The sequence below is a fragment of the uncultured Bradyrhizobium sp. genome (assembly GCF_947648125.1).
Classification (GTDB): Bacteria; Pseudomonadota; Alphaproteobacteria; order Rhizobiales; family Xanthobacteraceae; genus Bradyrhizobium.
In genome coordinates, this window is the sequence record NZ_CANSMR010000015.1 from 123,974 (window position 1) to 146,434 (window position 22,461).

Annotated in this window: 22 protein-coding genes; 7 read left to right on the top strand and 15 right to left on the bottom strand. The window is 64.3% G+C overall.

What is annotated here, in order from left to right; genetic code table 11:
- Positions 1 to 104 precede the first annotated feature (104 nt).
- From Q0030_RS24730 to Q0030_RS24775, 10 genes are all read right to left on the bottom strand, one after another.
- Positions 105 to 1,346 carry a threonine synthase gene (locus Q0030_RS24730; protein ID WP_298372731.1) on the bottom strand — a complete coding sequence of 414 codons (1,242 nt, stop codon included), beginning with the start codon at positions 1,344 to 1,346 and terminating at the stop codon, positions 105 to 107.
- A 183-nt stretch (positions 1,347 to 1,529) separates the two neighbouring features.
- A complete protein-coding gene (gene lpdA, locus Q0030_RS24735) occupies positions 1,530 to 2,951 on the bottom strand; it encodes a dihydrolipoyl dehydrogenase (RefSeq protein ID WP_298372733.1) in 1,422 nt (473 codons plus the stop codon).
- A gap of 17 nt (positions 2,952 to 2,968) precedes the next feature.
- A complete protein-coding gene (locus Q0030_RS24740) occupies positions 2,969 to 3,211 on the bottom strand; it encodes a hypothetical protein (RefSeq protein ID WP_298372736.1) in 243 nt (80 codons plus the stop codon).
- The gene (locus tag Q0030_RS24745; RefSeq protein WP_298372739.1) at positions 3,212 to 3,388 is read right to left on the bottom strand and encodes a hypothetical protein; all 177 of its coding nucleotides are present in this window, start codon (positions 3,386 to 3,388) and stop codon (positions 3,212 to 3,214) included.
- A 12-nt stretch (positions 3,389 to 3,400) separates the two neighbouring features.
- Positions 3,401 to 4,768: a pyruvate dehydrogenase complex dihydrolipoamide acetyltransferase gene (locus Q0030_RS24750; RefSeq protein WP_298372742.1), complete on the bottom strand. Its 1,368-nt coding sequence runs from the start codon at positions 4,766 to 4,768 to the stop codon at positions 3,401 to 3,403.
- A gap of 2 nt (positions 4,769 to 4,770) precedes the next feature.
- Positions 4,771 to 5,076, bottom strand: coding sequence for a DUF5076 domain-containing protein (locus Q0030_RS24755; RefSeq protein WP_021079261.1), 306 nt, complete (start codon positions 5,074 to 5,076; stop codon positions 4,771 to 4,773).
- A gap of 5 nt (positions 5,077 to 5,081) precedes the next feature.
- Complete coding sequence (locus Q0030_RS24760; RefSeq protein ID WP_298372747.1) at positions 5,082 to 6,476, bottom strand: pyruvate dehydrogenase complex E1 component subunit beta; 1,395 nt, start codon at positions 6,474 to 6,476, stop codon at positions 5,082 to 5,084.
- Positions 6,477 to 6,521: 45 nt separating this feature from the next.
- Positions 6,522 to 7,541: a pyruvate dehydrogenase (acetyl-transferring) E1 component subunit alpha gene (gene pdhA, locus Q0030_RS24765; protein WP_298372750.1), complete on the bottom strand. Its 1,020-nt coding sequence runs from the start codon at positions 7,539 to 7,541 to the stop codon at positions 6,522 to 6,524.
- Between the two features lie 206 nt (positions 7,542 to 7,747).
- Complete coding sequence (locus Q0030_RS24770) at positions 7,748 to 8,065, bottom strand: septum formation initiator family protein (RefSeq protein ID WP_092114550.1); 318 nt, start codon at positions 8,063 to 8,065, stop codon at positions 7,748 to 7,750.
- Between the two features lie 46 nt (positions 8,066 to 8,111).
- Positions 8,112 to 8,663, bottom strand: coding sequence for an NADPH-dependent FMN reductase (locus Q0030_RS24775; RefSeq protein WP_298372754.1), 552 nt, complete (start codon positions 8,661 to 8,663; stop codon positions 8,112 to 8,114).
- A 282-nt stretch (positions 8,664 to 8,945) separates the two neighbouring features.
- Here Q0030_RS24775 and Q0030_RS24780 point away from each other — a divergent pair, with 282 nt between their 5' ends.
- Positions 8,946 to 10,061: a D-alanine--D-alanine ligase family protein gene (locus tag Q0030_RS24780; RefSeq protein WP_298372757.1), complete on the top strand. Its 1,116-nt coding sequence runs from the start codon at positions 8,946 to 8,948 to the stop codon at positions 10,059 to 10,061.
- Positions 10,062 to 10,070: 9 nt separating this feature from the next.
- On the opposite strand, the gene Q0030_RS24785 is transcribed toward Q0030_RS24780, so the two are convergent.
- Positions 10,071 to 11,210: a zinc-binding dehydrogenase gene (locus Q0030_RS24785; protein ID WP_298372759.1), complete on the bottom strand. Its 1,140-nt coding sequence runs from the start codon at positions 11,208 to 11,210 to the stop codon at positions 10,071 to 10,073.
- A gap of 48 nt (positions 11,211 to 11,258) precedes the next feature.
- On the bottom strand, positions 11,259 to 12,542 hold the full coding sequence (eno, locus tag Q0030_RS24790; RefSeq protein ID WP_298372762.1) for a phosphopyruvate hydratase: 1,284 nt from the start codon (positions 12,540 to 12,542) through the stop codon (positions 11,259 to 11,261).
- Between the two features lie 122 nt (positions 12,543 to 12,664).
- Here eno and queF point away from each other — a divergent pair, with 122 nt between their 5' ends.
- The 4 genes from queF to Q0030_RS24810 all read left to right on the top strand — a co-directional run bounded on the left by queF (position 12,665) and on the right by Q0030_RS24810 (position 17,528).
- On the top strand, positions 12,665 to 13,141 hold the full coding sequence (gene queF, locus Q0030_RS24795) for a preQ(1) synthase (protein ID WP_298372764.1): 477 nt from the start codon (positions 12,665 to 12,667) through the stop codon (positions 13,139 to 13,141).
- A 315-nt stretch (positions 13,142 to 13,456) separates the two neighbouring features.
- A complete protein-coding gene (locus tag Q0030_RS24800) occupies positions 13,457 to 13,639 on the top strand; it encodes a DUF1059 domain-containing protein (RefSeq protein ID WP_298372768.1) in 183 nt (60 codons plus the stop codon).
- 114 nt (positions 13,640 to 13,753) lie between these two features.
- Positions 13,754 to 14,050 (top strand): antibiotic biosynthesis monooxygenase, encoded by a 297-nt coding sequence (locus Q0030_RS24805; protein ID WP_298372770.1) that lies wholly within the window; start codon positions 13,754 to 13,756, stop codon positions 14,048 to 14,050.
- Positions 14,051 to 14,405: 355 nt separating this feature from the next.
- A complete protein-coding gene (locus Q0030_RS24810; protein ID WP_298372773.1) occupies positions 14,406 to 17,528 on the top strand; it encodes a hypothetical protein in 3,123 nt (1,040 codons plus the stop codon).
- A 56-nt stretch (positions 17,529 to 17,584) separates the two neighbouring features.
- Here Q0030_RS24810 and Q0030_RS24815 read toward each other — a convergent pair whose 3' ends face one another.
- Positions 17,585 to 18,769 carry an MFS transporter gene (locus Q0030_RS24815; RefSeq protein WP_298372966.1) on the bottom strand — a complete coding sequence of 395 codons (1,185 nt, stop codon included), beginning with the start codon at positions 18,767 to 18,769 and terminating at the stop codon, positions 17,585 to 17,587.
- Positions 18,770 to 18,802: 33 nt separating this feature from the next.
- Positions 18,803 to 19,660 carry a 3-deoxy-8-phosphooctulonate synthase gene (gene kdsA, locus Q0030_RS24820; RefSeq protein ID WP_298372775.1) on the bottom strand — a complete coding sequence of 286 codons (858 nt, stop codon included), beginning with the start codon at positions 19,658 to 19,660 and terminating at the stop codon, positions 18,803 to 18,805.
- A gap of 165 nt (positions 19,661 to 19,825) precedes the next feature.
- Between kdsA and Q0030_RS24825 the strand changes: the two genes are divergently transcribed.
- Positions 19,826 to 20,161, top strand: a complete 336-nt coding sequence (locus Q0030_RS24825; protein ID WP_298372778.1) for a PAAR domain-containing protein — start codon at positions 19,826 to 19,828, stop codon at positions 20,159 to 20,161.
- Between the two features lie 51 nt (positions 20,162 to 20,212).
- Here the strand turns inward: Q0030_RS24825 and Q0030_RS24830 are convergent, their stop codons facing one another.
- Positions 20,213 to 21,157 (bottom strand): LysR family transcriptional regulator, encoded by a 945-nt coding sequence (locus tag Q0030_RS24830; protein ID WP_298372781.1) that lies wholly within the window; start codon positions 21,155 to 21,157, stop codon positions 20,213 to 20,215.
- Between the two features lie 141 nt (positions 21,158 to 21,298).
- Here Q0030_RS24830 and Q0030_RS24835 point away from each other — a divergent pair, with 141 nt between their 5' ends.
- On the top strand, positions 21,299 to 22,381 hold the full coding sequence (locus tag Q0030_RS24835) for an alkene reductase (RefSeq protein WP_298372783.1): 1,083 nt from the start codon (positions 21,299 to 21,301) through the stop codon (positions 22,379 to 22,381).
- The last annotated feature ends 80 nt before the right edge of the window (positions 22,382 to 22,461 follow it).

The window sequence follows — 22,461 nt, forward strand, 5'->3', positions numbered from 1 at the left end:
TGGCCGTCATTGCGAGGAGCGAAGCGACGAAGCAATCCATGCTTCAGCGGAAGCGGTGCAATGGATTGCTTCGCTACGCTCGCAATGACGACGCGGTAGCAGCGTCAGAACTGCGAGAAGTCGATCGGCTTGTGCCTGTCGAGCGCGCGGGTCACCGGCGGCAGCGGGTATTTCAGGCCGCTGGCGCAATTAAACAGCATCACGCGGTCGGTCTTGGTGACGCGGCCGTCAGCGAGGCTCTGCTTGTAGGCGGCATAGGTCGCAGCCCCCTCGGGGCACAGCAACAGCCCCTCCTCGCGCGCGACCTCGTCGAGCGCGGCGGTGATCTTGTCGTCATCGACCGCGATCGCAAATCCCTTGCTCTCGCGCACCGCGCGCAGGATGAGAAAGTCGCCGATCGCCTGCGGCACGCGGATGCCGGAGGCGATGGTGTGAGCGTCCTCCCAGCGCGCCGCATGCTCGGTGCCGGCCTCGTAGGCGCGCACCATCGGCGCACAACCAGAGGCCTGCACCGCGACCATGCGCGGGCGCTTCGAACCGATGAAACCGATCTTCTCGAGCTCGTCGAACGCCTTCCACATGCCGATCAGGCCGGTGCCGCCACCGGTCGGATAGAAGATCACATCGGGCACGTCCCAGCCGAGCTGCTCGGCGAGTTCGAGGCCCATCGTCTTCTTGCCCTCGATCCGGTACGGCTCCTTCAGGGTCGAGGTATCGAACCAGCCGACCTTGGCCTTGCCCTCGCCGACGATCTTGCCACAGTCGTCGATGTAGCCGTTGACGCGATAGACGGTGGCGCCCTGCAACTCGATCTCGCTGACATTCACCTCCGGCGTATCGGCAGGGCAGAAGATCGTCGTCTTGATCCCGCAGGAGGTCGCATAGGCTGCAACCGCCGCGCCGGCGTTGCCGTTGGTCGGCATCGCCATGTGCTTGATGCCGAGCGCCTTGCCCATCGACACGGCCATGACGAGGCCGCGCGCCTTGAACGAGCCGGTCGGCAGCCGGCCCTCGTCCTTGACGATGATCTCGCCACCACCAAGCCGTGCGGAAAGCTTCGGCAGCCGGATCAGCGGCGTCGTGACTTCGCCGAGGCTGACGATGTCCTTGCATTTGCGCACCGGCAACAGCTCGCGGTAGCGCCACAGGTCGGCGGGGCGCTCGGCCAGCGCGTCCTTGGTCAGCGCCTTCTTCACCCCGGCGAGATCGTAACGCACCAGGAGCGGCTTGCCGGCCTTCGAGAGGTTGTGGACCTGATCGGCCGCGTAATGATCGCCCTCCATCGCGCATTCGAGATGGGTCACGAAGGTCGGGCGTTCGATGGTAAGGTTGTCGTTGTCTTTCACTGGCTCTGTTCTTTCTTGCTGTTCATTATGACCGGTGTTTGACCCGTCACCCTGAGGAGGCCGCAAAGCGGCCGTCTCGAAGGGCGACAGGCCCCGTTGCTCGTTCCGGGCCGTACATCCTTCGAGGCTCGCTCTGCTCGCACCTCAGGATGACGGGACTTCTGTTGGCGACGTCTCCGAACGTCAGATATTCAGCACGCGCCCGTACGCGTCGAGCACCGCCTCCTTCATCATTTCCGACAAGGTCGGATGCGGGAATACGGTGTGCATCAGTTCCTCTTCCGTGGTCTCCAGATTCATCGCCACCACATAGCCCTGGATCAGCTCGGTGACTTCGGCGCCGATCATGTGCGCGCCGAGCAACTGCCCGGTCTTCTTGTCGAACACCACTTTGACAAGACCCTGGTCCTCGCCGAGCGCGATTGCCTTGCCGTTGCCGACGAACGGGAAGCGGCCGACGCGGATCTCGCGACCGCCTTCCTTGGCCATGGCTTCGGTGAGGCCGACGGAGGCGACCTGCGGGTTGCAGTAAGTACAGCCCGGGATCAGCAGCTTGTCCATCGGATGCGGATGCAGGCCCTTGATCGCCTCGATGCAGATCACGCCCTCATGCTCGGCCTTGTGCGCGAGCATCGGCGGTCCCGCGACGTCGCCGATCGCGTAGATGCCGGGGACGTTGGTCTTGCCGAGGCCGTCGATCACGATGCAGCCGCGGTCGGTTTTGACGCCGAGCTTCTCCAGCCCGAGATTCTCGATGTTGCCGACCACGCCGACCGCCGAGATCACGCGCTCGAACTCCTTGGTCTGCGGCTGGCCCTTGCCGTCGTCGATGGTCGCGACCACGCTGTCGGCCTTCTTCTCCAGCTTTGTGACCTTGGTCGAGGACATGATCTTGATGCCCATCTTCTCGAACCGCTTGCGCGCCAGCCCCGCGATCTCGGCGTCCTCGACCGGCAAGATCTGCGGCAGCACCTCGACCACGGTGACGTCAGAGCCCATGGTGTGGAAGAACGAGGCGAACTCGATGCCGATCGCGCCCGAGCCGACCACGAGCAGCGATTTCGGCATCCGCTCCGGCACCATCGCCTCGAAATAGGTCCAAATCAGCTTCTTGTCGGGCTCGAGCCCGGGCAGCACACGCGGCCGCGCGCCGGTCGCGACGATGATGTGCTTGGCCTGGTAGGAGCCCTCGCCGCTCGCGCCCTTCGGCGCCTCGACCGCCGACTTCTTCACCGTGATCTTGCCGGGTGCGTCGATCGTGGCATCGCCCCAGATCACCGTGACCTTGTTCTTCTTCATCAGGAAGCCGACGCCGTCGTTGAGGCGCTTCGAGACCCCGCGCGAGCGCTGCACCACCGCCTTCGGATCGAACGAGACGTTGTCGGCCGACAGCCCGTAATCCTTGGCGTGCTGCATGTAGTGATAGATCTCGGCGGAGCGCAGCAGCGCTTTGGTCGGGATGCAGCCCCAGTTCAGGCAGATGCCGCCGAGATAGGATTTCTCCACGATCGCGGTCTTGAAGCCGAGCTGCGCGGCGCGGATCGCGGTCACGTAGCCGCCGGGCCCGGAGCCGATGATGATGACGTCAAAGGATGTATCGGCCATGGCGGCTCCCGTTCAACTCAACGTGTAACGCCGCGCGCGCGGCTTCTTGCGATCAACGACCTGACCAGCCATTCGAGCCCGACCACCACGGCCATGATGGCCAGGGCCGTCAGCACGATCGGCTGGGCGATGTTCCGCGCCAGCTGTTCGCCGGCGAAGAACGCGGAGTGCAGAAAATCCAATCCGACCGGATTGCACACCAGGGCGGCCGACAGCAGCAGCGAGATCCAGGGCCAGCGCGTGCGAGCCGTGCCGGCCATCTATCCGTACTCCTGCCATACCGCACCGAGGAACACGGTCCATGCCAGCGCCAGCACGGCGGCGGCGATCATCATGATCCTGAACTGGATCGTCGAAATCAGGTCGCGGTTGACCGCAACCAGCAACGCGACGGCAACGGCGGCGAGCAGGACGTACGGACCGTAGATCGCGTACATGGCGGATGCCCGTCACACCATCATCATCACGGGGTTTTCGATCAGCTGCTTGAAGGCGCCGATCAGCTCGGCGCCGAGCGCGCCGTCGATCGCGCGGTGATCGCACGACAGTGTCACGCTCATCATGTTGGCGATCTCGATCTTGCCGCCGCGCACCACCGCACGCTCCTCCGAGGTGCCGACCGCGAGGATCGAGGCGTGCGGCGGGTTGATCACGGCGGTGAAGTGGTTGATGCCGTACATGCCGAGGTTCGAGACCGCAGTGGTGCCGCCCTGGTATTCCTCAGGCTTCAGCTTGCGGGCACGGGCGCGCGCGGCAAAATCCTTCATCTCGTTGGAGATGGTCGAGAGCGTCTTGGTCTCGGCCTTGCGGATGATCGGCGTGATCAGGCCGCCCGGCATCGCCACCGCGACGCCGACATCGGAATGCTTGTGCTTGAGCATGCCGCCTTCGGTCCAGCTGACGTTGCAGTTCGGGATCTTCTGCAGCGCGACCGCCATCGCCTTGATGACGAAATCGTTGACCGAGATCTTGTAGAGCGGCTTCTTCTCCTTGTCCTTCGGCGCAGCGGCGTTGATCTCCTCGCGCGCCGCGAGCAGCTTGCCGATGTCGCAGTCGATCGTGAGGTAGAAGTGCGGGACGTTCTGCACCGAGGCGGTGAGACGCTGCGCGATGGTGCGGCGCATGCCGTCATGCGGCACGACCTCGTAGGAGCCCGGCTCGAATAGCGCCAGGATCTGCTTGTCGGACATCGACGGCGCGATGCTGGGACCTGTGGCAGCGGGCGCAGCCGCCGGCGCCTTCAGGCCCTTGCCGGACTTGGCGCCGTCGACGTCGCGCGCGATAACGCGGCCGTGCGGACCGGTGCCGGTGATGCGGCCGAGATCGATGCCGGCTTCCTTGGCAAGCCGGCGCGCCAGCGGCGAGGAGAACACGCGGGCGTGGCCATTGGCTTGCGCGGCCGGCGCAGCAGCCTGCGGCGCGGCGGCGGGCGCTGCGGCAGGCTGCGGTGCGGGCGCAGCCGCCGGTGCGGGAGCCGCGGCAGGCGCGGCCTGGGCGGCGGGCTTCGGGGCCTCGGCGGGTTTCGCGGCCGGTGCGGCGCCCGCTCCGGCGCTGGCTGCCGCCTTCACGTCCTCGCCGTCACCGGCCATGACGGCGATGACGTCGTTGACCGGCACGTCCTGCGTGCCTTCGGGCACCAGGATCTTGGCGATCGTACCTTCGTCGACCGCCTCGACTTCCATCGTCGCCTTGTCGGTCTCGATCTCCGCGATCACGTCGCCGGACTTGACCTTGTCGCCCTCTTTCTTGAGCCACTTGGCGAGGTTGCCCTTTTCCATCGTCGGCGACAGCGCGGGCATGAGAATATTGATCGGCATTGTCAGTGACCTTGTTGCGACCGCGGTTTGGTTTGGCCCATGTCGGTCGGCCGGGCGATTTCGGCTTCGAACATCTCGACGATGCGCGCGAGCGCCTCGTCTTCGGTGTATTCGCTCTCGCGTGAATAGGCGCGTGCAGCGTGGCGGGCGATGTCGACGAGCATCAGCCCCCACATGTCCGGTTCCTCGAAGGCGCGCTGGAACGCGATCGACAGGCCGCCGTCGACGACGAAGGCGCGCAGCACCTCGACGGCGTCGTCGCGGCCCATCACATCAGGCGGCAGCGGCTGCTCCTTGGGACCGGCCATCGGCGTTACCGGTACGACACGGCCTTGGCGGCTGCGACCACCTCGGCGACGGAGGGCAGAGCGAGCTTTTCGAGGTTCGCGGCATAGGGCATCGGCACGTCCTTGCCCGAGACGCGCGCGACCGGCGCATCGAGATAGTCGAAGGCATGCTCCATGATGCGCGAAGCGACCTCGGAACCGACGCCGCTCTGCTGCCAGCCCTCCTCCACCGTGACCGCACGGCCGGTCTTCTTCACCGAATTGATGATCGTCTCGGTGTCCATCGGACGGATGGTGCGGAGATCGATCACCTCGGCCTCGATGCCTTCCTTGGCGAGTTCATCGGCGGCCTTCAGCGCATAGGACATGCCCATCGCCCACGAGACGATGGTGACGTCCTTGCCGGCGCGCGCAATCCGCGCCTTGCCGATCGGCACCACGAAATCGGGCAGCTTCGGCACCTCGCCGGTGTGGCCGTACAGCATCTCGTTCTCGAGGAAGACCACCGGATTGGGATCGCGGATCGCGGCCTTGAGCAGGCCCTTGTAATCGGCGGCCGAGTACGGCGCGATCACCTTGAGGCCCGGGATCTGCGAGTACCAGGCGGCGTAGTCCTGGCTGTGCTGGGCGGCGACGCGCGCGGCGGCGCCGTTCGGGCCGCGGAACACGATCGAGCATCCCATCTGGCCGCCGGACATATACAGCGTCTTGGCGGCGGAGTTGATGATCTGGTCGATGGCCTGCATCGCGAAGTTCCAGGTCATGAACTCGACGATCGGCTTCAGCCCGGCCATCGCTGCGCCGACGCCGACGCCGGCAAAGCCGTGCTCGGTGATCGGCGTGTCGATCACGCGCCGGGCGCCGAATTCCTGCAACAGGCCCTGCGTCACCTTGTAGGCGCCCTGATACTCGGCAACCTCCTCGCCCATGATGAAGACGTCGCCGTCGCGCCGCATCTCCTCGGCCATCGCATCGCGCAGCGCCTCGCGAATGGTCTGGGTGACCATCTCGGTACCCGCTGGAATTTCCGGGTCGGGCAACGCTTCGCTGACCGGCGCGGCCGGCACCTTCGCCGCGGGCTGCGGCGCTTCCGCCTTGGCTTCTGCGGCAGGAGCCTCCGCGGCCTTCGGCTGCGGCACTGGTGCGACAGGCGCCTTGGCAAGGTCGGCGGCGCTTTCGCCATCGGCCAGGATGGTGGCGATCGGCGTGTTCACCGCAACGTCGGCGGTGCCTTCCGGAATCAGGATCTTGCCGAGCGTGCCCTCGTCGGTCGCCTCGACCTCCATCGTCGCCTTGTCGGTCTCGATCTCGGCGATGACGTCACCGGACTTGATGGTCTCGCCTTCCTTTTTCAGCCATTTGGCGAGGTTGCCCTTCTCCATGGTGGGCGACAGCGCAGGCATCAGCACTTGAATGGGCATATCAGCTCCCGAAATCGGTCTTGAGATTCTTCTGCGCGGGTGGGGTCAGCGGTAGATGTCGGTATAGAGCTCGGACGGATCGGGCTCGGGATCGTGCTGCGCGAAGTCGGCGGCTTCGTTAACGATCTCGCGCACCTCGGCATCGATCGCCTTCAAGTCCTGCTCACTCACGCCTGCCGCCAGCAAGCGATTGCGCACCTGCTCGATCGGGTCCTGATCATGTCGAACCTTCTCAACCTCTTCGCGCGTCCGGTACTTCGCGGGATCGGACATCGAGTGGCCGCGGTAACGATAGGTCTGCATTTCCAGAATAATCGGACCATTGCCGCCGCGGCACCAGCTCGTGGCCTCGTCGGCGGCCGCCTTGACCGCGCGCACGTCCATGCCGTCGACCTGCTTGCCGGGAATGTTGAACGAAACGCCGCGCTTGGAGAAATCCTGCTGGGCTGAAGCGCGCGACACCGCGGTACCCATCGCATAGCGATTGTTCTCGATGACGTAGATCACCGGCAGCTTCCACAGCTCCGCCATGTTGAAGCTTTCGTAGACCTGGCCCTGGTTGGCCGCGCCGTCGCCGAAATAGGTCACGCTGACGTTATCATTGCCGCGATAGCGGTTGGCGAACGCAAGGCCGGTGCCGAGCGACACCTGCGCGCCCACGATTCCGTGACCGCCGTAAAAATGCTTCTCCTTGCTGAACATGTGCATGGAGCCGCCCTTGCCGCGGGAATAGCCACCGCGGCGTCCGGTCAATTCCGCCATCACGCCCTTGGCTTCCATGTCGCAAGCCAGCATGTGGCCGTGGTCGCGGTAGCCCGTTATGACCTCGTCACCCGGCTTCAGCGCCATCTGCATGCCGACCACGACCGCTTCCTGGCCGATATAGAGATGGCAGAAGCCGCCGATCGCACCCATGCCGTAGAGCTGACCGGCCTTCTCCTCGAAGCGCCGGATCAGGAGCATGTCCCGCAGAGCCTTGAGCTCCTGGTCCCTGGAGAATTCGGGCGGAGAGCCAGCCTTCTCCTGCCCTGATTCTTTTGCGACGGTTTTCTTGGGTGTGGCCATGGCAATTCCGGGTGAGAGAAGTCGAAGAACCCTCTCTAACCCAACTCAAATCACCTTGGAAGGATTGCATTCGCCCGGTGGAATTTTGCTATGCCGCACTGCAACGCGGCGCGACATTTTTGTGATGTTGATTGATCAATTTTGAAATTTGAAGAACAGGCGCGAGTTATTTTCGGACAAGCCCTGTCCGAAAATCACTGCCGGTGTCAGTTCGCCTTGTTGATCCGAACGAGATCCCGCGGATTGGCGTAGTCGAGCTGGAAGCGCGCACGCTCGTCGAGCATGTCGGGATCGACGCGATCCGAGCGCAGCAGCGACACCCGCTGTTCGCCCTCGGCCCGCTCCTTCTTCAGCCGCGCCAGCTCCGAGGTCAGCGCGATGATCTCCTGGTCGAGCTCCTGCCGCGCGTTCAGGCCGTATTTGCCTGTGTAGGCGTTGACGCCGAAATAGCCGACCATCAACGCCGCCAGCGTGTAGAGGGCGAGCCCGGTCAGAATCGATTTGAGGCGTGTGCGGGAAACCATGGCCGCGAAGATGCGGCCATGGGGTTAATGGAAAGCTAAATTTTGATCAGCGGTTCTGCTTTTCAATGAAGACGGCGAACGCGTCGAGATACTGCTGCAACACCGTCTTCAGCGACTCCTTGGTCAGTTCGCCCTTGTCGTCGAAGGCATCGCCGACGCCGTTGAGATAGGCTTCCGGCTGACCGAGGATCGGGCCGGAAATGCCCGGCAGGATGTTCTGCAGGTGCTTCGCCGCGTTCACGCCGCCGAGCGGGCCCGGCGAGTTGGAGACGATGCCGACCGGCTTGCCCAGGAACGAACTCTTGCCGTAGGGCCGCGAGGCGACGTCGATCGCGTTCTTCAGCACGCCCGGGACCGAGCGGTTGTATTCGGGGGTCACGAACAGCACGCCGTTCGACTTCTGCAGCTTCTCGCGGAAGGCCAGCCAGTCCGCAGGCGGCGCCGCCTCGAGGTCCTGGTTGAAGAAGGAAATGCCGTCGAGGGTCGTCACATCGAGCTTCAGCGAGGCCGGTGCGAGCTTGGCGAGCGCATTGGCGATCTTGAGCGAGAAGCTCTGCTTGCGGATGCTGCCGACGATGGTGACGATGTTATAGGCCATTGCAAATTCCCCTCGGGTTGCGCGTGAGACTGTGCACTTCACCTACCGGCACGCCAAGAAAGATGCAAGTGCATGGATCATCCAATTCCGGAAACGCAGCGTTCGCGAATCTTGGACGAACGGCCCTGAGGCTCCGCCGCTCAAGCGCCGCCTGCTCGCCGCCGGACAACGCCATTCCGCCCGAAAGCCGCGTCGGGCGCAACCGGCGGCAAATTGTCGACACGTTCCTCGCAACATACTGTAACGATTCAATGCAGCATCGAGCCGACCGAAGAGCAGTTGATGGCAGAGCGTAAGATACGGGTTGCAATCCTGTTCGGCGGGCGATCGGCGGAACACGACGTTTCGCGGGCGTCGGCCGCCAACGTGCTTCGCTCACTCGACCCGGATCGTTACGACGCCACGGCGATCGGCATCACCCGCGATGGCCGCTGGGTTGTGACCGATGCGGGAAACGGCGCCGGCACCGGGAGCGGCGCGCTGACCATTCCGGACCAGGCGCCGCAACTCGCCTTGCTGCCGGGCGGACAGGGCCGCGTCGTGGTGCTTCAGGGACCGGCGGCGGGGCCGGCGGAATTGCCGGCGTTCGACGTCGTCTTCCCGGTGCTGCATGGCCCGAACGGCGAGGATGGCACGGTGCAGGGTGCGCTGGAATTGTCCGATGTCGCCTATGTCGGCTCGCGCGTGATGGGTTCGGCGGCCGGCATGGACAAGGACATCGCCAAGCGCCTGATGCGCGAGGCGGGATTGCCGATCGTCCCCTTTGTCGCGATGTCGGCCGCGGCTCCCATCAGCTACGACGACGCCGTCAGCGCGCTCGGGTCGCAGGAGGTCTTCGTCAAGCCCGCCAACATGGGATCATCGGTCGGCGTGTCGAAGGCGCGCACCGCGGAGGAGTTCGAGGCAGGCTGCAGACTGGCGTTCCGCTTCGACAGCAAGATCCTGATCGAGCGCGGTGTCGCGCCGATCCGCGAGGTCGAGTGCTCCGTGCTCGAGGATGCCGAGGGCCGCATCCGTGCCTCCCAGCTCGGCGAGATCGTTCCGTCCGACAAGCACGGCTTCTATTCTTACGATGCGAAGTATCTCGATGCGGACGGCGCGTTGCTGCAGGTGCCGGCCAACGTGCCGCCTGCCGTCGCCGACACCATCAGGGAGCTCGCGATCAAGACGTTCGGCGTGCTCGGCTGCGAAGGCATGGCGCGGATCGACTTCTTCCTGCACGGCGAGCAGGCATTCGTGAACGAGGCGAACACCCTACCCGGCTTCACCAATATCAGCATGTATCCGCGGCTGTGGGAGGCCAGCGGCCTGCCGCAATCCGAGCTGATGGATGTCCTGATTGGCCACGCCCTGGAGCGTCACAAACGCTCCAGGAAGCTGGCATTCGAGCGCGAGTAGCGAGCTGCGTTACGCGCCCTTGTTCGGATTGATCAGGAATTTCTCGCCGGTGGCGCGCTTGCCGTAGACCGCGATGTTGTCGAGTTGCAGGGTCTCCTGCAACGACACCACCTTGGTGTAGTGGCTGGCGAAGGTCGACTTCAACTCGGCCACCACGCGCTGGCGCAGCTTGTTGCCGGCCTCCGGACCGATCTTCATCAGGAACGGGAACAGCAGCCAGCCGCCGATGCCCCAGGCCATGCCGAAGCCGCGCGGGAGCTCGATCTCGCGAGTATCGAGGCTGCCATAGACGTAGACCTGCTTGTGCACATTCGAGCCGTAGCGGCTGTAGACCTTGGCGGTCTTGTTGATCGCGGTCTCCATCGCGACCAGGATCTGGCCAGCGAGCTTGCCGCCGCCGATCGCATCGAAAGCGATGGTCGCGCCGGTCTCGACCAGCGCGCTGGTGAGCTTGTCCATGAAATCGGGCGCGCTGGAATCGACGATGTGCCTGGCGCCGATCTTGTGCAGGATGTCGGCCTGCTCCTTGTTGCGCACGATGTTGACGAGGCCGATGCCGTCCTTGAGACAGATCCTGTTGAGCATCTGGCCGAGGTTCGACGCCGCCGCCGTGTGCACCAGCGCCTTGTGGCCCTCGCGCCGCATCGTTTCGGTCATGCCGAGCGCGGTCAGCGGATTGACGAAGCAGGACGCGCCTTCCGCCGGCGTGATGCCGTCGGGGAGCGGCAGGCATTCGTTGACGCGCAGCGTGCGGTACTGCGCATACATCGCGCCGCCGATCATCGCCACCGTGCGGCCCATCAGCGCTTTCGCCGCGTCCGACGAGCCGGTCCTGATCACGACGCCGGCACCTTCATTGCCGACCGGCATCGACTCGTCGAGCCGCGCGGCGAGGCCAGGCAATGCCGCTTCCGGCACGCGGGCGGTCACCACGGGCAATTCCTTGCTGCCGGAGACCTTTGCCGCCGCCATGTTGGCCGGGCCGATCAGGAGCCCGAGATCGGACGGATTGATCGGGGTCGCCTCGACCCGGACCACGACCTCGTCAGGGCCGGGCTCGGGGGTCGGGACATTGACCAGCGACAATTCCAGTTCGCCATCCTTCTTGAGCAGCGAACGCAGCTGCAGACCGCTCTTGCCGTCACTCATCCCGACCTCCCTTTTTTGCGTTTTGTGCAGTCCCGATCAGTTGGGGCGCTAGGCCAGCGCCTTCAAGGCCGCCCTGCCCGCGTATTTCGCCTGCGTGCCGAGCTGCTGCTCGATGCGCAGCAGCTGGTTGTACTTGGCGGTACGGTCGGAACGCGCCAGCGAGCCGGTCTTGATCTGCCCGCAATTGGTGGCGACCGCGAGGTCGGCAATCGTCGAATCCTCGGTCTCGCCCGAGCGATGCGACATCACGGCGGTGTAGCCGGCCTTGTAGGCCATCTCGATCGCCGCAAGCGTCTCGGTCAGCGTGCCGATCTGGTTGACCTTGACCAGGATCGAATTGCCGCGGCCGTTCTTGATGCCGTCGGCAAGCCGCGTGACGTTGGTGACGAACAAATCGTCGCCGACCAGCTGGCACTTCTTGCCGATCGCGTCCGTCAATTCCTTCCAGCCGTCCATGTCGTCTTCCGACATGCCGTCCTCGATGGTGACGATCGGATAGCGGCCGACGAGGTCGGCGAGATACTTCACCTGCTCCGAACGCGAGCGGGTCTTGTTCTCGCCGCCATAGACGTAGGCGCCTTCCTTGAAGAATTCGGTGGAGGCGCAGTCGAGGCCGAGCACGACGTCGTCGCCCGCCTTGTAGCCGGCCTTGCCGATGGCGTTCATGACGAACTCGAGCGCGGCGTCGGCCGACGGCAGGTTCGGCGCGAAGCCGCCCTCGTCGCCGACATTGGTGTTGTGGCCGGCCTTCTTCAGTTCGCCGCGCAGTGTATGGAAGATTTCCGAACCGCAACGCAGCGCTTCGGCGAAGCTCGACGCACCGACCGGCAGGATCATGAACTCCTGGAAGTCGATCGGGTTGTCGGCATGCACGCCGCCATTGATGATGTTCATCATCGGCACCGGCAGCGTCCGCGCCGAGGTGCCGCCGACATAACGGTACAGCGGCATGTCGAAGGACTCGGCTGCGGCCTTGGCGCAGGCCAGCGAGACGCCGAGGATGGCGTTGGCGCCAAGCCGGCTCTTGTTCGGCGTGCCGTCGAGCTCGATCATGATCTGGTCGATCGCGACCTGCTCCTCGACGGCCTGGTCGCTGAGCGCCTCAAAGATCTCGCCGTTGACGGCGGCAACCGCCTTTTCCACGCCCTTGCCGAGATAGCGCGACTTGTCGCCATCGCGCAGTTCCACCGCCTCATGGGCGCCGGTGGAGGCGCCCGACGGCACCGCCGCGCGGCCGATCGACCCATCCTCCAGCACCACATCGACCTCGACCGTGGGGTTGCCGCGGCTATCCAGGATTTCGCGGCCGATGATGTCGACGATGTCAGTCATGAGTACCTCTTGTGGCAGTGAGGGGGTCGGATGGCGGTGCTTCTAGCGCAATGCATCGAGGGGGAAAAGGCCGCGTGACGGCCCCCCCGGCATTGGCTAAGAGAGCGCCACGGAGACCCCGAATGGCGAAGAAATCCAGCAAATCAACGACCTCCCCCGGCCTGCAACTCGGCCGTGCGGTGGAATGGCCCGACACGCCGGAAAAGGCGCAACTCGACCGCGTGCCCAATCCGCAGGCTGGTACCGATTATCTGGTACGCTTCACGGTGCCGGAGTTCACCTCGATCTGCCCGGTGACGGGCCAACCGGATTTCGCGCATCTGGTGATCGACTATGTGCCGGGCCGCTGGCTGCTCGAATCCAAATCGCTGAAACTGTTCGCCGCGAGCTTCCGCAACCACGGCGCATTCCATGAGGACTGCACGGTCATGATCGGCCGGCGGATATCAGACGAGATCAAGCCGAAATGGCTGCGCATCGGCGGCTACTGGTATCCGCGCGGCGGCATCCCGATCGACGTGTTCTTCCAGACCGGCCGGCTGCCGAAGGGCGTCTGGGTTCCCGATCAGGGCGTCGCGACTTATCGCGGGCGGGGTTAGGTCGGGCCTCCTTCCGTTCGCCACGCCCGCCGAGCCTCGGAAACCGGCGCAGAAGCCGACATGCATGTCGGCCTTTGGCCAGGAACTGACATCGCGCTCCCTTCGATGTATGATATGTTCGAGCATGCCTGCTCCGGTGTGGTTGAAGCGACCACGATCGACGACGATTGACACGCTCGTTGTAGGCGGCGCGTAAGCTGGCCGGTCATGGGCCATCATTTGAATAAGTCAGGCATAGTGAGCTGACGCGGGCATTATCGTGAGTGGGAGTAGTTCAGCACGGCGAATAGTATACTCGTATTGACGGAGGCAGATTTGGGTAGAATGTTTTTGGATTGCCGAGATTACCCAAGTGAGATGAACTGCACGATCGCGATTTCAGCTGATACTCAAAAGGAACTTCTGGACGCGGCGGTACAACACGCTGTCGCGGTGCATGGGCATCACGATAGCCCGGAATTGCGCCATGAATTGGCGAAGATGATAAAGTCCCAGTAGGCAGGCCAATCGGTCTGTAACCGCCACGAAGCGGAAGTGAATGGATGCGCTCTCAACTTGCGCGATCCACGTAAGCGCGCTTCCTCTAGCGTCTCAGTGCTTTGGGAGAAGACGGTGACCGCTTTCAATGCTGTGCGTTTTCGAGTGAAGCCGGGGCGCGATCAAGAGTTCTTGGACGCTCACAAGACAATTGGAGCAACCTGGCCGGGTCTATTGCATGCCAGCATCGTCAAAACCGGGGACCGTTCCTACTGCATTATCGCCGAGTGGCAAGACATGGACGCGTGCATCGAGGCACGACCAGCCATGATTTCCACTCTAAATTCTTTTCGCGACACGCTCGAAGACCTCGGCAACGGTCTCGGCGTTACCGATCCGGTTGCGGGTCCAGTCATCTTATCTTTGAAATAGCGATTTTGGGAATGGGCGGGCCGAGATGACCTGAGGGATCGCCAGGGCTCGACGTCTGGCCGCGCGTCGGCATCGGCCGGATGCCGCTGCTTGAGGAATCTCGCTCAGCTGAAGCCGAGCACGACCATCGCGGCGGCCGAGACCAGCGTCGCGGCCCGCCGCGCTGATTTTCACAGCAACACTTTCGTGATGCACGCGGAACACGCGCGAAAGCGCTTGAGCTATCGGGACGATTCGCAATCGCGAAAAGGTTCCGCCATCGTTGCAAAAATTCGCGCGGCCAATCGTCACACACACGTCGTCCACCTCGCGTTTCCTCCGGTTTCCAAACATTGCAAATCCATGGAGGATCGACATGGTTACGATCAGCGGGATGAAGACGTTCGCGTCGGGGACTTCGATTGGCGCGACGGCTCCGGATTCCATCACGACGGCACACGGAACGTTCTTCGTCGAATACGGCAATGGCGCGGATTCGACCGGTGCCGGCGGCTCGAGCACGATCGTGCAATACGACAGCAGCGGCAAAGTCGAACGCACCTACACGATCGCCGGGTCCGTCGACGGTCTGAAATACAACCCTTACACCGGGCAGATCTGGGCGCTGCAGAACCAGGATGGAAACTCCACACTGACGCTGATCGATCCCGTCACGCACAAGGTGACGGGTCCGCTGAGTTTTGCCAATCCCTTCGCGACCAGCGGCTACGATGACGTCGTGTTCGATGGCAACAGGGTCTTCCTGAGCTACACCAATCCGAACGGCGCCGGCGATCCGACGCTTGTGGAGTTGCTGAACGGCGACCATCCGAGCGGCACGCTGCTGACGACGACGATCCTGACCGACGGCGCCACCGGCCTCGACACGGTGACCGGCAAGACCGAGGTCGTTCCGCAGTCCGATCCGGATTCGCTGAAGCTCGCCGCCAATGGCGATCTGATCTTCTCCAGCGCAGCCGACGGCGCGATCATCGATATCCAACACCCCGGAACGGCCAGCCAGGCGATTTCGTTCACGCCGATCGCCGGAATCCCGGCGGCCTCCGTCGGCAATGCCGGCCTCGATGATGTGATCAAGCCCAGTGCAACCGCGGGCACGTTCTACATGACCGACACGAAATCGGGGAACGTCTACTCATTCCACGCCAGCGGCCTCAACACCAACGACTACTACGCCGCGGTTGCCAGTCTCGGCGGCTTTGGCCAGGTCGATCCGACCACCGGTGCCTTCACGCCGATCGTTACCGGGCCAAATTTTTCCGCCGCGCACGGCCTGCTCTTCATCCCCGACAAGAATGCGCCGCAGGTGGCGCATGTCGATTCGATCCATACCTTCGCCAGTGCCCCAAACGGGGTGACCGGGCTCGACTCCATCACGATCGCCGGCAAGTACGTGTTCGTGGAGTATGGCAACGGCGTCGACTCGACTGGAGCGGTGCCCGGCGACAGCACGATCATCCAGTATGATCACGCCGGTCATTTCGTGCACGCCTATTCGATCGAGGGATCGGTCGACGGACTGAAGTACAATCCCGAAACCGGACTGGTGTGGGCGTTGCAAAACCAGGACGGCCGTTCCTCGCTGTCGCTGATCGATCCCAACACCCAAACAGTGACGGCTCACTTCAACTACGCCAATCCGTCCACCTCGCGCGGCTATGACGACGTCGTGTTCAAGGGCAACGAGGTGTTCCTGAGCTACACCAACCCGACCGGCAACGGCGATCCGACCATCGTCAAATTGCTGAACGGCACCAGCCCGAAGCCCGGCGACCTGCTCACCACCGCTCCCGTGCTGCTCGACGGTGCGCTCGGCTATGACACCGTTACCGGCAAGATGGAGCTGGTGCCGCAGACCGATCCGGATTCGCTGAAGCTCGCCGCCAACGGCGATCTGATCTTCTCCAGCAACGCCGACGGCGCGATCATCGACATCCAGAATCCCGGCACGTCCAAACAGGCGATTGCCTTCACCCCGATCCAGGGAATTCCCGCAGGCTCGATCGGCAATGCCGGCCTCGACGACGTCATCAAGCCGAACGCGACGTCGGGCACGTTCTACATCTCTGACGCGAAGGACGGCCACGTCCTGTCGGTGCATGTCAGCGACCTCGACCCCAACGCCTACTATGCATCGGTCGGCGCGCTCGGTGCCTTCGGTCAGGTCGACGAGAACACCGGTGCCTTCACCGCGCTGGTCTCGCAGGATAATGCACCGGGCTTCAGCTTCGGCTCGCCCCATGGCGTGGTGTTCGTCCCCGACAAGAACGCGGCGCCGTTTCCGCATATCGACACCGTCAAGACCTTCCAGGCTCCCACCGACGGATCGACCCAGCCGGATTCCGTCACCACCGCGCACGGCTCGACCTTTGTCGAGTACGGCAATGGCGCGGATTCGACCGGCGCCGGCGGATCGAGCACGATCGTCCAGTATGACAAGCACGGCGATATCGAGTTCAGCTACTCGCTGTCAGGATCCGTCGACGGCCTGAAATACAACCCGGTGACGGGCGATATCTGGGCGTTGCAAAACCAGGACGGCAATCCCACCCTGACGCTGATCAACCCGGAGACGCACGCGGTCTCGGCGCCGCTCAGCTATGCCGATTCGTCGGCCAGCCGCGGCTATGACGACGTCGTGTTCAAGGGCGACCAAGTGTTCCTGAGCTTCACCAACCCGGTCAATTCAGGCGATGCGACCGTGGTGCAGCTCCTCAACGGCGATCATCCAACCGGCACGCTGACCACCAAGCCGATCCTCGAATTTGGCGCGACCGGGCTCGACACTGTGACCGGCAAGATGGAGGTCGTCCCGCAAAACGATCCCGACTCGCTGAAGCTCGCGCCAAATGGCGACCTGCTGCTTTCGAGCGGCGACGACGGCACCATCATCGACATCAAGGCCCCCGGAACCACCCATCAATCGGTGTCATTCACGCCGATAGCCGGAGTCGGCGCCAAGGCCGGCCTCGACGACGTCATCGAGCCGGGCGCCAAATCCGGTACCTTCACCCTAACCGATACGGCGACCAACAAAGTCTTTTCGTTCCACGCAACAGGGCTGAACCCCGACGATTTCTATGCCTCGGTTGGGAGCCTGAAGGCGTTCGGTCAGGTTGATCCGCACACCGGCACCTTCACGCCGCTGCTGTCCGCCGACAACGCGCCGGGATTCAACTTCAGTTCGCCGCATGGCGTCAGCTTCACGCCCGATCCGGCCCCGGCGGTTGCGACCGTCGACCATGGCGGCCCATGGGTCAGCGCCGCTGGCGATGGCTTCGCATTTGCTAGCGGCGGCCACACCGACAATGCGGCCAACAACGCCCCGCATGGCTTCTTCGGAGGTCCCTCAACCGCGGATACGCTTGCGCAGCTTGCGTCCGATGCCTCCCAAACGACGCATACCGGCCCTGAGGTGGAGCACGACGTTTCGGCGGTCTATGCCGCGATGGGCATGCACACCTTCCATCTGATCTAGCAGTCGGAAACCTATAACGGGCTGCGAGGGGATGTCACGATCCTCTCGCAGCCCGCTCACTCTGAACGGCTTCCGAGCGCGTCCGCCGGGCGCGTCTGCCGCAAGAACCTCGCGCAGATGAAGCCGAGCACCACCATCACGGCGGCGGCGGAGACCAGCGTCGCGGTCTTGCCGGCGTGTTGCAGGCCGAAGCCATAGGCGATCGGGCCGACGGTCTGGCCCATGAAGAAGAAGAACGAGTGCAGCGACAGCGCGGTGGCGCGCGCCTCGACCGACAGCTCGCTGGCGAACACCTGCAGGCAGCCGTGGATCATGTAGAAGCCAAGACCCATCACCAAGAGGCCAGCCATCTGCAGCTTCCAGTGCGGGCCGAAGGCGACGCCGACGAGTTGGATGCCGACCAGCGTGGCGCCAACGATCATCATGCCCCTCACCCCGATCAACGGCAGCAGGCGCGCCACCGTCAGCGTGTAGAGCAAACCGCCGATCGCAAAGCCCGCGATGACGATGCCCGCGATCGACAGCGAGGTCTCGCCGAGCTCGAACAGGAATGAAGCGATGAAGGGAAACAGCCCGAGCACGCAGCAGCCTTCGATGAACACCGCCGAATAACAGATCCGCGCATTCGGATTGGTGAAGATGGTGCGATAGCCATGGCGAAGCGCCCTCAGGCTGGTGCGCGGCGGTCGGTTCAGCGCGGCGCCGCGGAAGCCGGCCGCAACCGCAAGTGCGACGATGATCACGAGGCCGCCGAGCACTGCGAGCACGCCGCGCCAGCCGAGAAAATCGCCGATCAGGCCGGAGGCCGTGGCGCCGAGCAGATTTCCGGTCATCGAGCCCGCGAGCGTTCGCCCGATCGCCAGCTGCCGCTTGTCAGGGCCGACGAGATCGCTGGTCAGCGACAACGCCACCGGAAACACGCCGCCCGAGCCGATGCCGGCGAGGATGCGGGTCACGAACAGCATCGGAAACGAGGTCGAGAGCGCGCCGAGGATGTTGGCGACGCCGAGCAGGCCGAGGCAGATCGTCATCAGCCGCGCCTTGCCGAACAAATCGGCGGCGGCGCCGATCGCCGGCTGGACCGCGGCAAAGGTGAAGGCGAACACCGCGGCAAAGCTCGCTGCGGTCGCGATGCTGACGCCAAAATCCTCCGCGACATGCGGCAACACCGGATCGAGCGCGCGCACCGACAGGCTCGCCGCGAAGGTCGCCAGTGTGATGACGTTGAGGGCCGGCGGCATGCCGCTCGTTGCGGTCACGTCGCTATCCGCCGGTCAGGCTGCCGTCTTGGCGAGCGCGTCGAACTGCATCAGCCGCTTGACGAGGGATTCGAAGTCGCGGAGCGGCACCATGTTGGGGCCATCGGACGGCGCGTGATCCGGATCAGGATGGGTCTCGATGAACACGCCGGCAACGCCGACCGCGACCGCGGCGCGCGCCAGCACCGGCACGAATTCGCGTTCGCCGCCCGACGAGGTCCCCTTACCGCCCGGCTGCTGCACGGAATGGGTGGCATCGAAGATCACAGGCGCGCCGGTGGTGCGCGAAAGGATCGGGAGCGCGCGCATGTCCGACACCAGCGTGTTGTAGCCGAACGACGCGCCGCGCTCGGTGACCAGCACGTTGGCATTGCCCGCGCCGGTGATCTTGCTGACCACATTGGCCATGTCCCATGGCGCCAGGAACTGGCCCTTCTTGACGTTGACGACCTTGCCGGTCGAAGCAGCCGCAACCAGCAGATCAGTCTGCCGACACAGGAAGGCCGGAATCTGCAGCACGTCGACCGCTTGCGCCGCTTCAGCGCACTGGTCGGGTTCATGCACGTCGGTCAGCACCGGCAGCCCGAGCGAAGAACGGATTTCGGCGAAGATCGGCAGCGCCTGCTTCAGCCCGATGCCGCGCGCGGCCGACGCGCTGGTGCGGTTCGCCTTGTCGAACGAGGTCTTGTACACCAGACCGATCTTGAGCCGGGCCGCGATCTCCTTCAGCGCGGACGCCACTTCAAGCGCATGCGCGCGGCTCTCGAGCTGGCAGGGACCGGCGATGATCGAGATGGGCAAGGCATTGCCGAATTTGGCCGATCCGACGGCAACGATCGGCGCGGCGGCGGCCGCGGAAACCTGATTGGTCAAATGATGCATCCTTTTGCCGGCGACCATGCAATCCCGCGCCGGATGGATCAAGCCATCCGGCACGATGAGGGGGTTGCGCTGACGCCGTGGGTGCGCCGTGCTATCACAATCCTGCCCCAACCGCCCCTATAAGTTGCCGCGGAACGGATTCCCATGAGGAACGAAATGCGCATTTCGCTGATGATTGGAGCTGTGGCCGCCTTGTCGGCGATGTCGAGCCTGGCACACGGCCAGACCAGCAGCCAGCCCGGCGTCGTCACCGGCGGCGCCGCCGGCGTCACGGTCAACGGCAAGCCGGCCGCGCGCAGCGGCGACACCACCAGCAATGGCGGCCCGCTGGTCGAGGGCGTGCCCAACGTGCTGATCAACGGCAAGCCGGCGGTGGTGATGGGCGATCGCACGCATTGCGGCGGCAAGACAACCTCTGGCAGCCACGGCGTCTTCATCAACGGCAAGCCGATGGTCCGCGAGGGCGATCAGACGTCGGGCTGCCCGCAATAGCGCGCATTCGGCCAGCGCGGCAGATCAGCGAGGTTCGCCCGCAGTGCCCGATCAAGCGCGCCGGCTTGCGGCAGCCGGCGTTATCTCATGCGAGCACTCGCCGTCCCGGCAGTTCTTGAAGAATTCGATCATCCATCGTGCCGCGGGTCCCGGCGGCTCGGCAGCCCGGTAGGCCGCGAACATCGGTAGCGGCAGTCCGCCGGGTGGCGCTTCCTCGATCGCGAGTTCGACCAGCCGCCCCGCGGCGATGTCGTTTGCCACGGTGTGATAGGGCATGCCTCCCCATCCGAGGCCATTGAGGAGAAACGCATGCTTGGCGAAGAGATCCGCCAGGCGCCACGTCGACGGGGACATCACGCCGATCTCGCGGCCCTGCGAAAGGGTCGAGCGATCGGTCAGGACGAGTTGCACATGCCGCGCCAGCTCCTCTTTCGGAATGGCTCCCCGATAGGAAGCCAGCGGGTGGTTCGCAGCAGCCACGAACATGAACTTGATGCTGGCCACGCGCTCCTTGACAAGGTCGGGCGGAAGCGACGGCAGCGACCCCACGATCCCGACGCTCACGCGTCCGTCGATCACCGGTTGCACGGCGCCTCCGAGCGCCTCGACATAGAGCCGCAGCGGCGTCGCCGGAAACTGGGCGCGAAATTGCCGGGCAAATTCGGCGACGGCCTCGATCGGCAGAAAGACGTCCACGACCGCGGTCAACTCGGCCTCGAGCCCGCCGGCTATGCCCTTCGCGCGCGCCTTCATGGCGTCGACGCCGCTCATGACCGTCCGCGCGTCCGCCAGCAGGATGACGCCTTCCGTCGTCAGCTTCGGATAACGGCCAGCGCGGTCGAACAAGACGACCCCGAGATGGGCCTCCAGGTTCAGGATTGCCTCACTGACCGCCGATTGGGTCCGGTGCACACGGCGCGCGGCGGCCGAGAAGCTGCCTTCATCGGTGGCGGCCAGGAACATTCGCAGCTGATCGAACGATACGCTTTCAAGCATCGCGCCCTCATATCGGCTGATCCGATGGATAGTATCAGTATATAGTGGCTACCGCCGATATGACCAAATCCTACTTCTGCCCTTGAAAGGCACCTCCTCCTCGCAGCGAGGCGTCTGGAGCAAAGATAGGGAACCTACAAAATGGCACTCGGCACACAAAGATTTCTGCCCGTCCGTGTCGGACGCAACACCCTCGCCAACCGGTTGGTCATGTCACCGATGACCCGAAGCCGCGCGGGACTCGATGGCACGCCGGGCGACCTCGCGGCCGAATACTACGCCCAGCGCGCCAGCGTCGGCCTGATCGTCACCGAAGGCACGCAGCCCTCGGATGACGGCCAGGGCTATCTCGCCACGCCCGGCATCTACACCGCCGCGCACGTCGCCGGCTGGAAGAAGGTGACGAAAGCCGTGCACGACAAAGGTGGCCATATCTACATCCAGCTGATGCATGCAGGACGGATGTCGCACCCCGACAATACGCCGCATCATCGTCAGGGCGTTGCACCGTCCGCCATCGCCCCCGGAGCGCCGATGTTCACGGCGACCGGCATGAAGGACATTCCGGTGCCGCGCGCGCTGTCGATCGAAGAGATCCGCCAGACAGTCGCTGATTTCCGTCATGCGGCGCGCGCCGCCCTCGAGGCTGGTGCTGATGGCGTCGAGATCCACGGCGCGAATGGTTATCTCGTGCAGCAGTTCCTCGCGCCAAGCGCCAACACGCGCACCGACCAATATGGCGGCTCGATCGAGAACCGCGCGCGCTTTGCCATCGAAGTCGCGACCGCGATCGCTGCGGAGATCGGCGCGGACAGGACGGCGATCCGCTTGTCGCCCGGCTCGGAGCTCGGCGGCATCGACGAAGGTCCTGACGGCCCTGCCCTGTATCGCCACCTGGTCGCGGAACTCGACAAGCTTGGCCTTGCCTACCTTCATGTCCTCTACAACGGCGACGAGCGCCTGATGGCCGACCTACGGGCGCTGTGGCAGCGGCCGCTGATCCTGAACCGTCCCGGTCATCCCGCCGCGCAGATCGGCGCCGATCTCGCGTCGGGCCTGGCGGATCTTGAAGCCTATGGACGGTTGGTCCTCGCCAACCCGGATTTCGTCGCGCGGCTGAAGACCGGCGCGCCGATGAACGAAGCCGATCACACCACCTTCTTCGGCGGTACGGCGCGCGGCTATACCGATTATCCGGTGCTGGAGGCAGCCGCGGCGCTTTGATGTCGATCCGTTAGAAAAGGCCTAAGGAAAAGAAAACCTCCGGCAGACCGCCGGAGGTTTTCTCAATTGCACGGGCCGTG

Coding starts and splice junctions, on each gene's coding strand:
- Q0030_RS24770 (WP_092114550.1), bottom strand. CDS start 8,065: ATGGTTTCCCGCACACGCCTCAAATCGATTCTGACCGGGCTCGCCCTC.
- lpdA (WP_298372733.1), bottom strand. CDS start 2,951: ATGGCCGATACATCCTTTGACGTCATCATCATCGGCTCCGGGCCCGGC.
- Q0030_RS24740 (WP_298372736.1), bottom strand. CDS start 3,211: ATGGCCGGCACGGCTCGCACGCGCTGGCCCTGGATCTCGCTGCTGCTG.
- Q0030_RS24775 (WP_298372754.1), bottom strand. CDS start 8,663: ATGGCCTATAACATCGTCACCATCGTCGGCAGCATCCGCAAGCAGAGC.
- Q0030_RS24835 (WP_298372783.1), top strand. CDS start 21,299: ATGGCACTCGGCACACAAAGATTTCTGCCCGTCCGTGTCGGACGCAAC.
- Q0030_RS24750 (WP_298372742.1), bottom strand. CDS start 4,768: ATGCCGATCAATATTCTCATGCCCGCGCTGTCGCCGACGATGGAAAAG.
- eno (WP_298372762.1), bottom strand. CDS start 12,542: ATGACTGACATCGTCGACATCATCGGCCGCGAAATCCTGGATAGCCGC.
- Q0030_RS24830 (WP_298372781.1), bottom strand. CDS start 21,157: ATGCTTGAAAGCGTATCGTTCGATCAGCTGCGAATGTTCCTGGCCGCC.
- Q0030_RS24745 (WP_298372739.1), bottom strand. CDS start 3,388: ATGTACGCGATCTACGGTCCGTACGTCCTGCTCGCCGCCGTTGCCGTC.
- Q0030_RS24760 (WP_298372747.1), bottom strand. CDS start 6,476: ATGCCCATTCAAGTGCTGATGCCTGCGCTGTCGCCCACCATGGAGAAG.
- queF (WP_298372764.1), top strand. CDS start 12,665: ATGGCGAAGAAATCCAGCAAATCAACGACCTCCCCCGGCCTGCAACTC.
- Q0030_RS24755 (WP_021079261.1), bottom strand. CDS start 5,076: ATGGCCGGTCCCAAGGAGCAGCCGCTGCCGCCTGATGTGATGGGCCGC.
- Q0030_RS24780 (WP_298372757.1), top strand. CDS start 8,946: ATGGCAGAGCGTAAGATACGGGTTGCAATCCTGTTCGGCGGGCGATCG.
- Q0030_RS24825 (WP_298372778.1), top strand. CDS start 19,826: ATGCGCATTTCGCTGATGATTGGAGCTGTGGCCGCCTTGTCGGCGATG.
- pdhA (WP_298372750.1), bottom strand. CDS start 7,541: ATGGCCACACCCAAGAAAACCGTCGCAAAAGAATCAGGGCAGGAGAAG.
- Q0030_RS24810 (WP_298372773.1), top strand. CDS start 14,406: ATGGTTACGATCAGCGGGATGAAGACGTTCGCGTCGGGGACTTCGATT.
- Q0030_RS24785 (WP_298372759.1), bottom strand. CDS start 11,210: ATGAGTGACGGCAAGAGCGGTCTGCAGCTGCGTTCGCTGCTCAAGAAG.
- Q0030_RS24815 (WP_298372966.1), bottom strand. CDS start 18,769: ATGCCGCCGGCCCTCAACGTCATCACACTGGCGACCTTCGCGGCGAGC.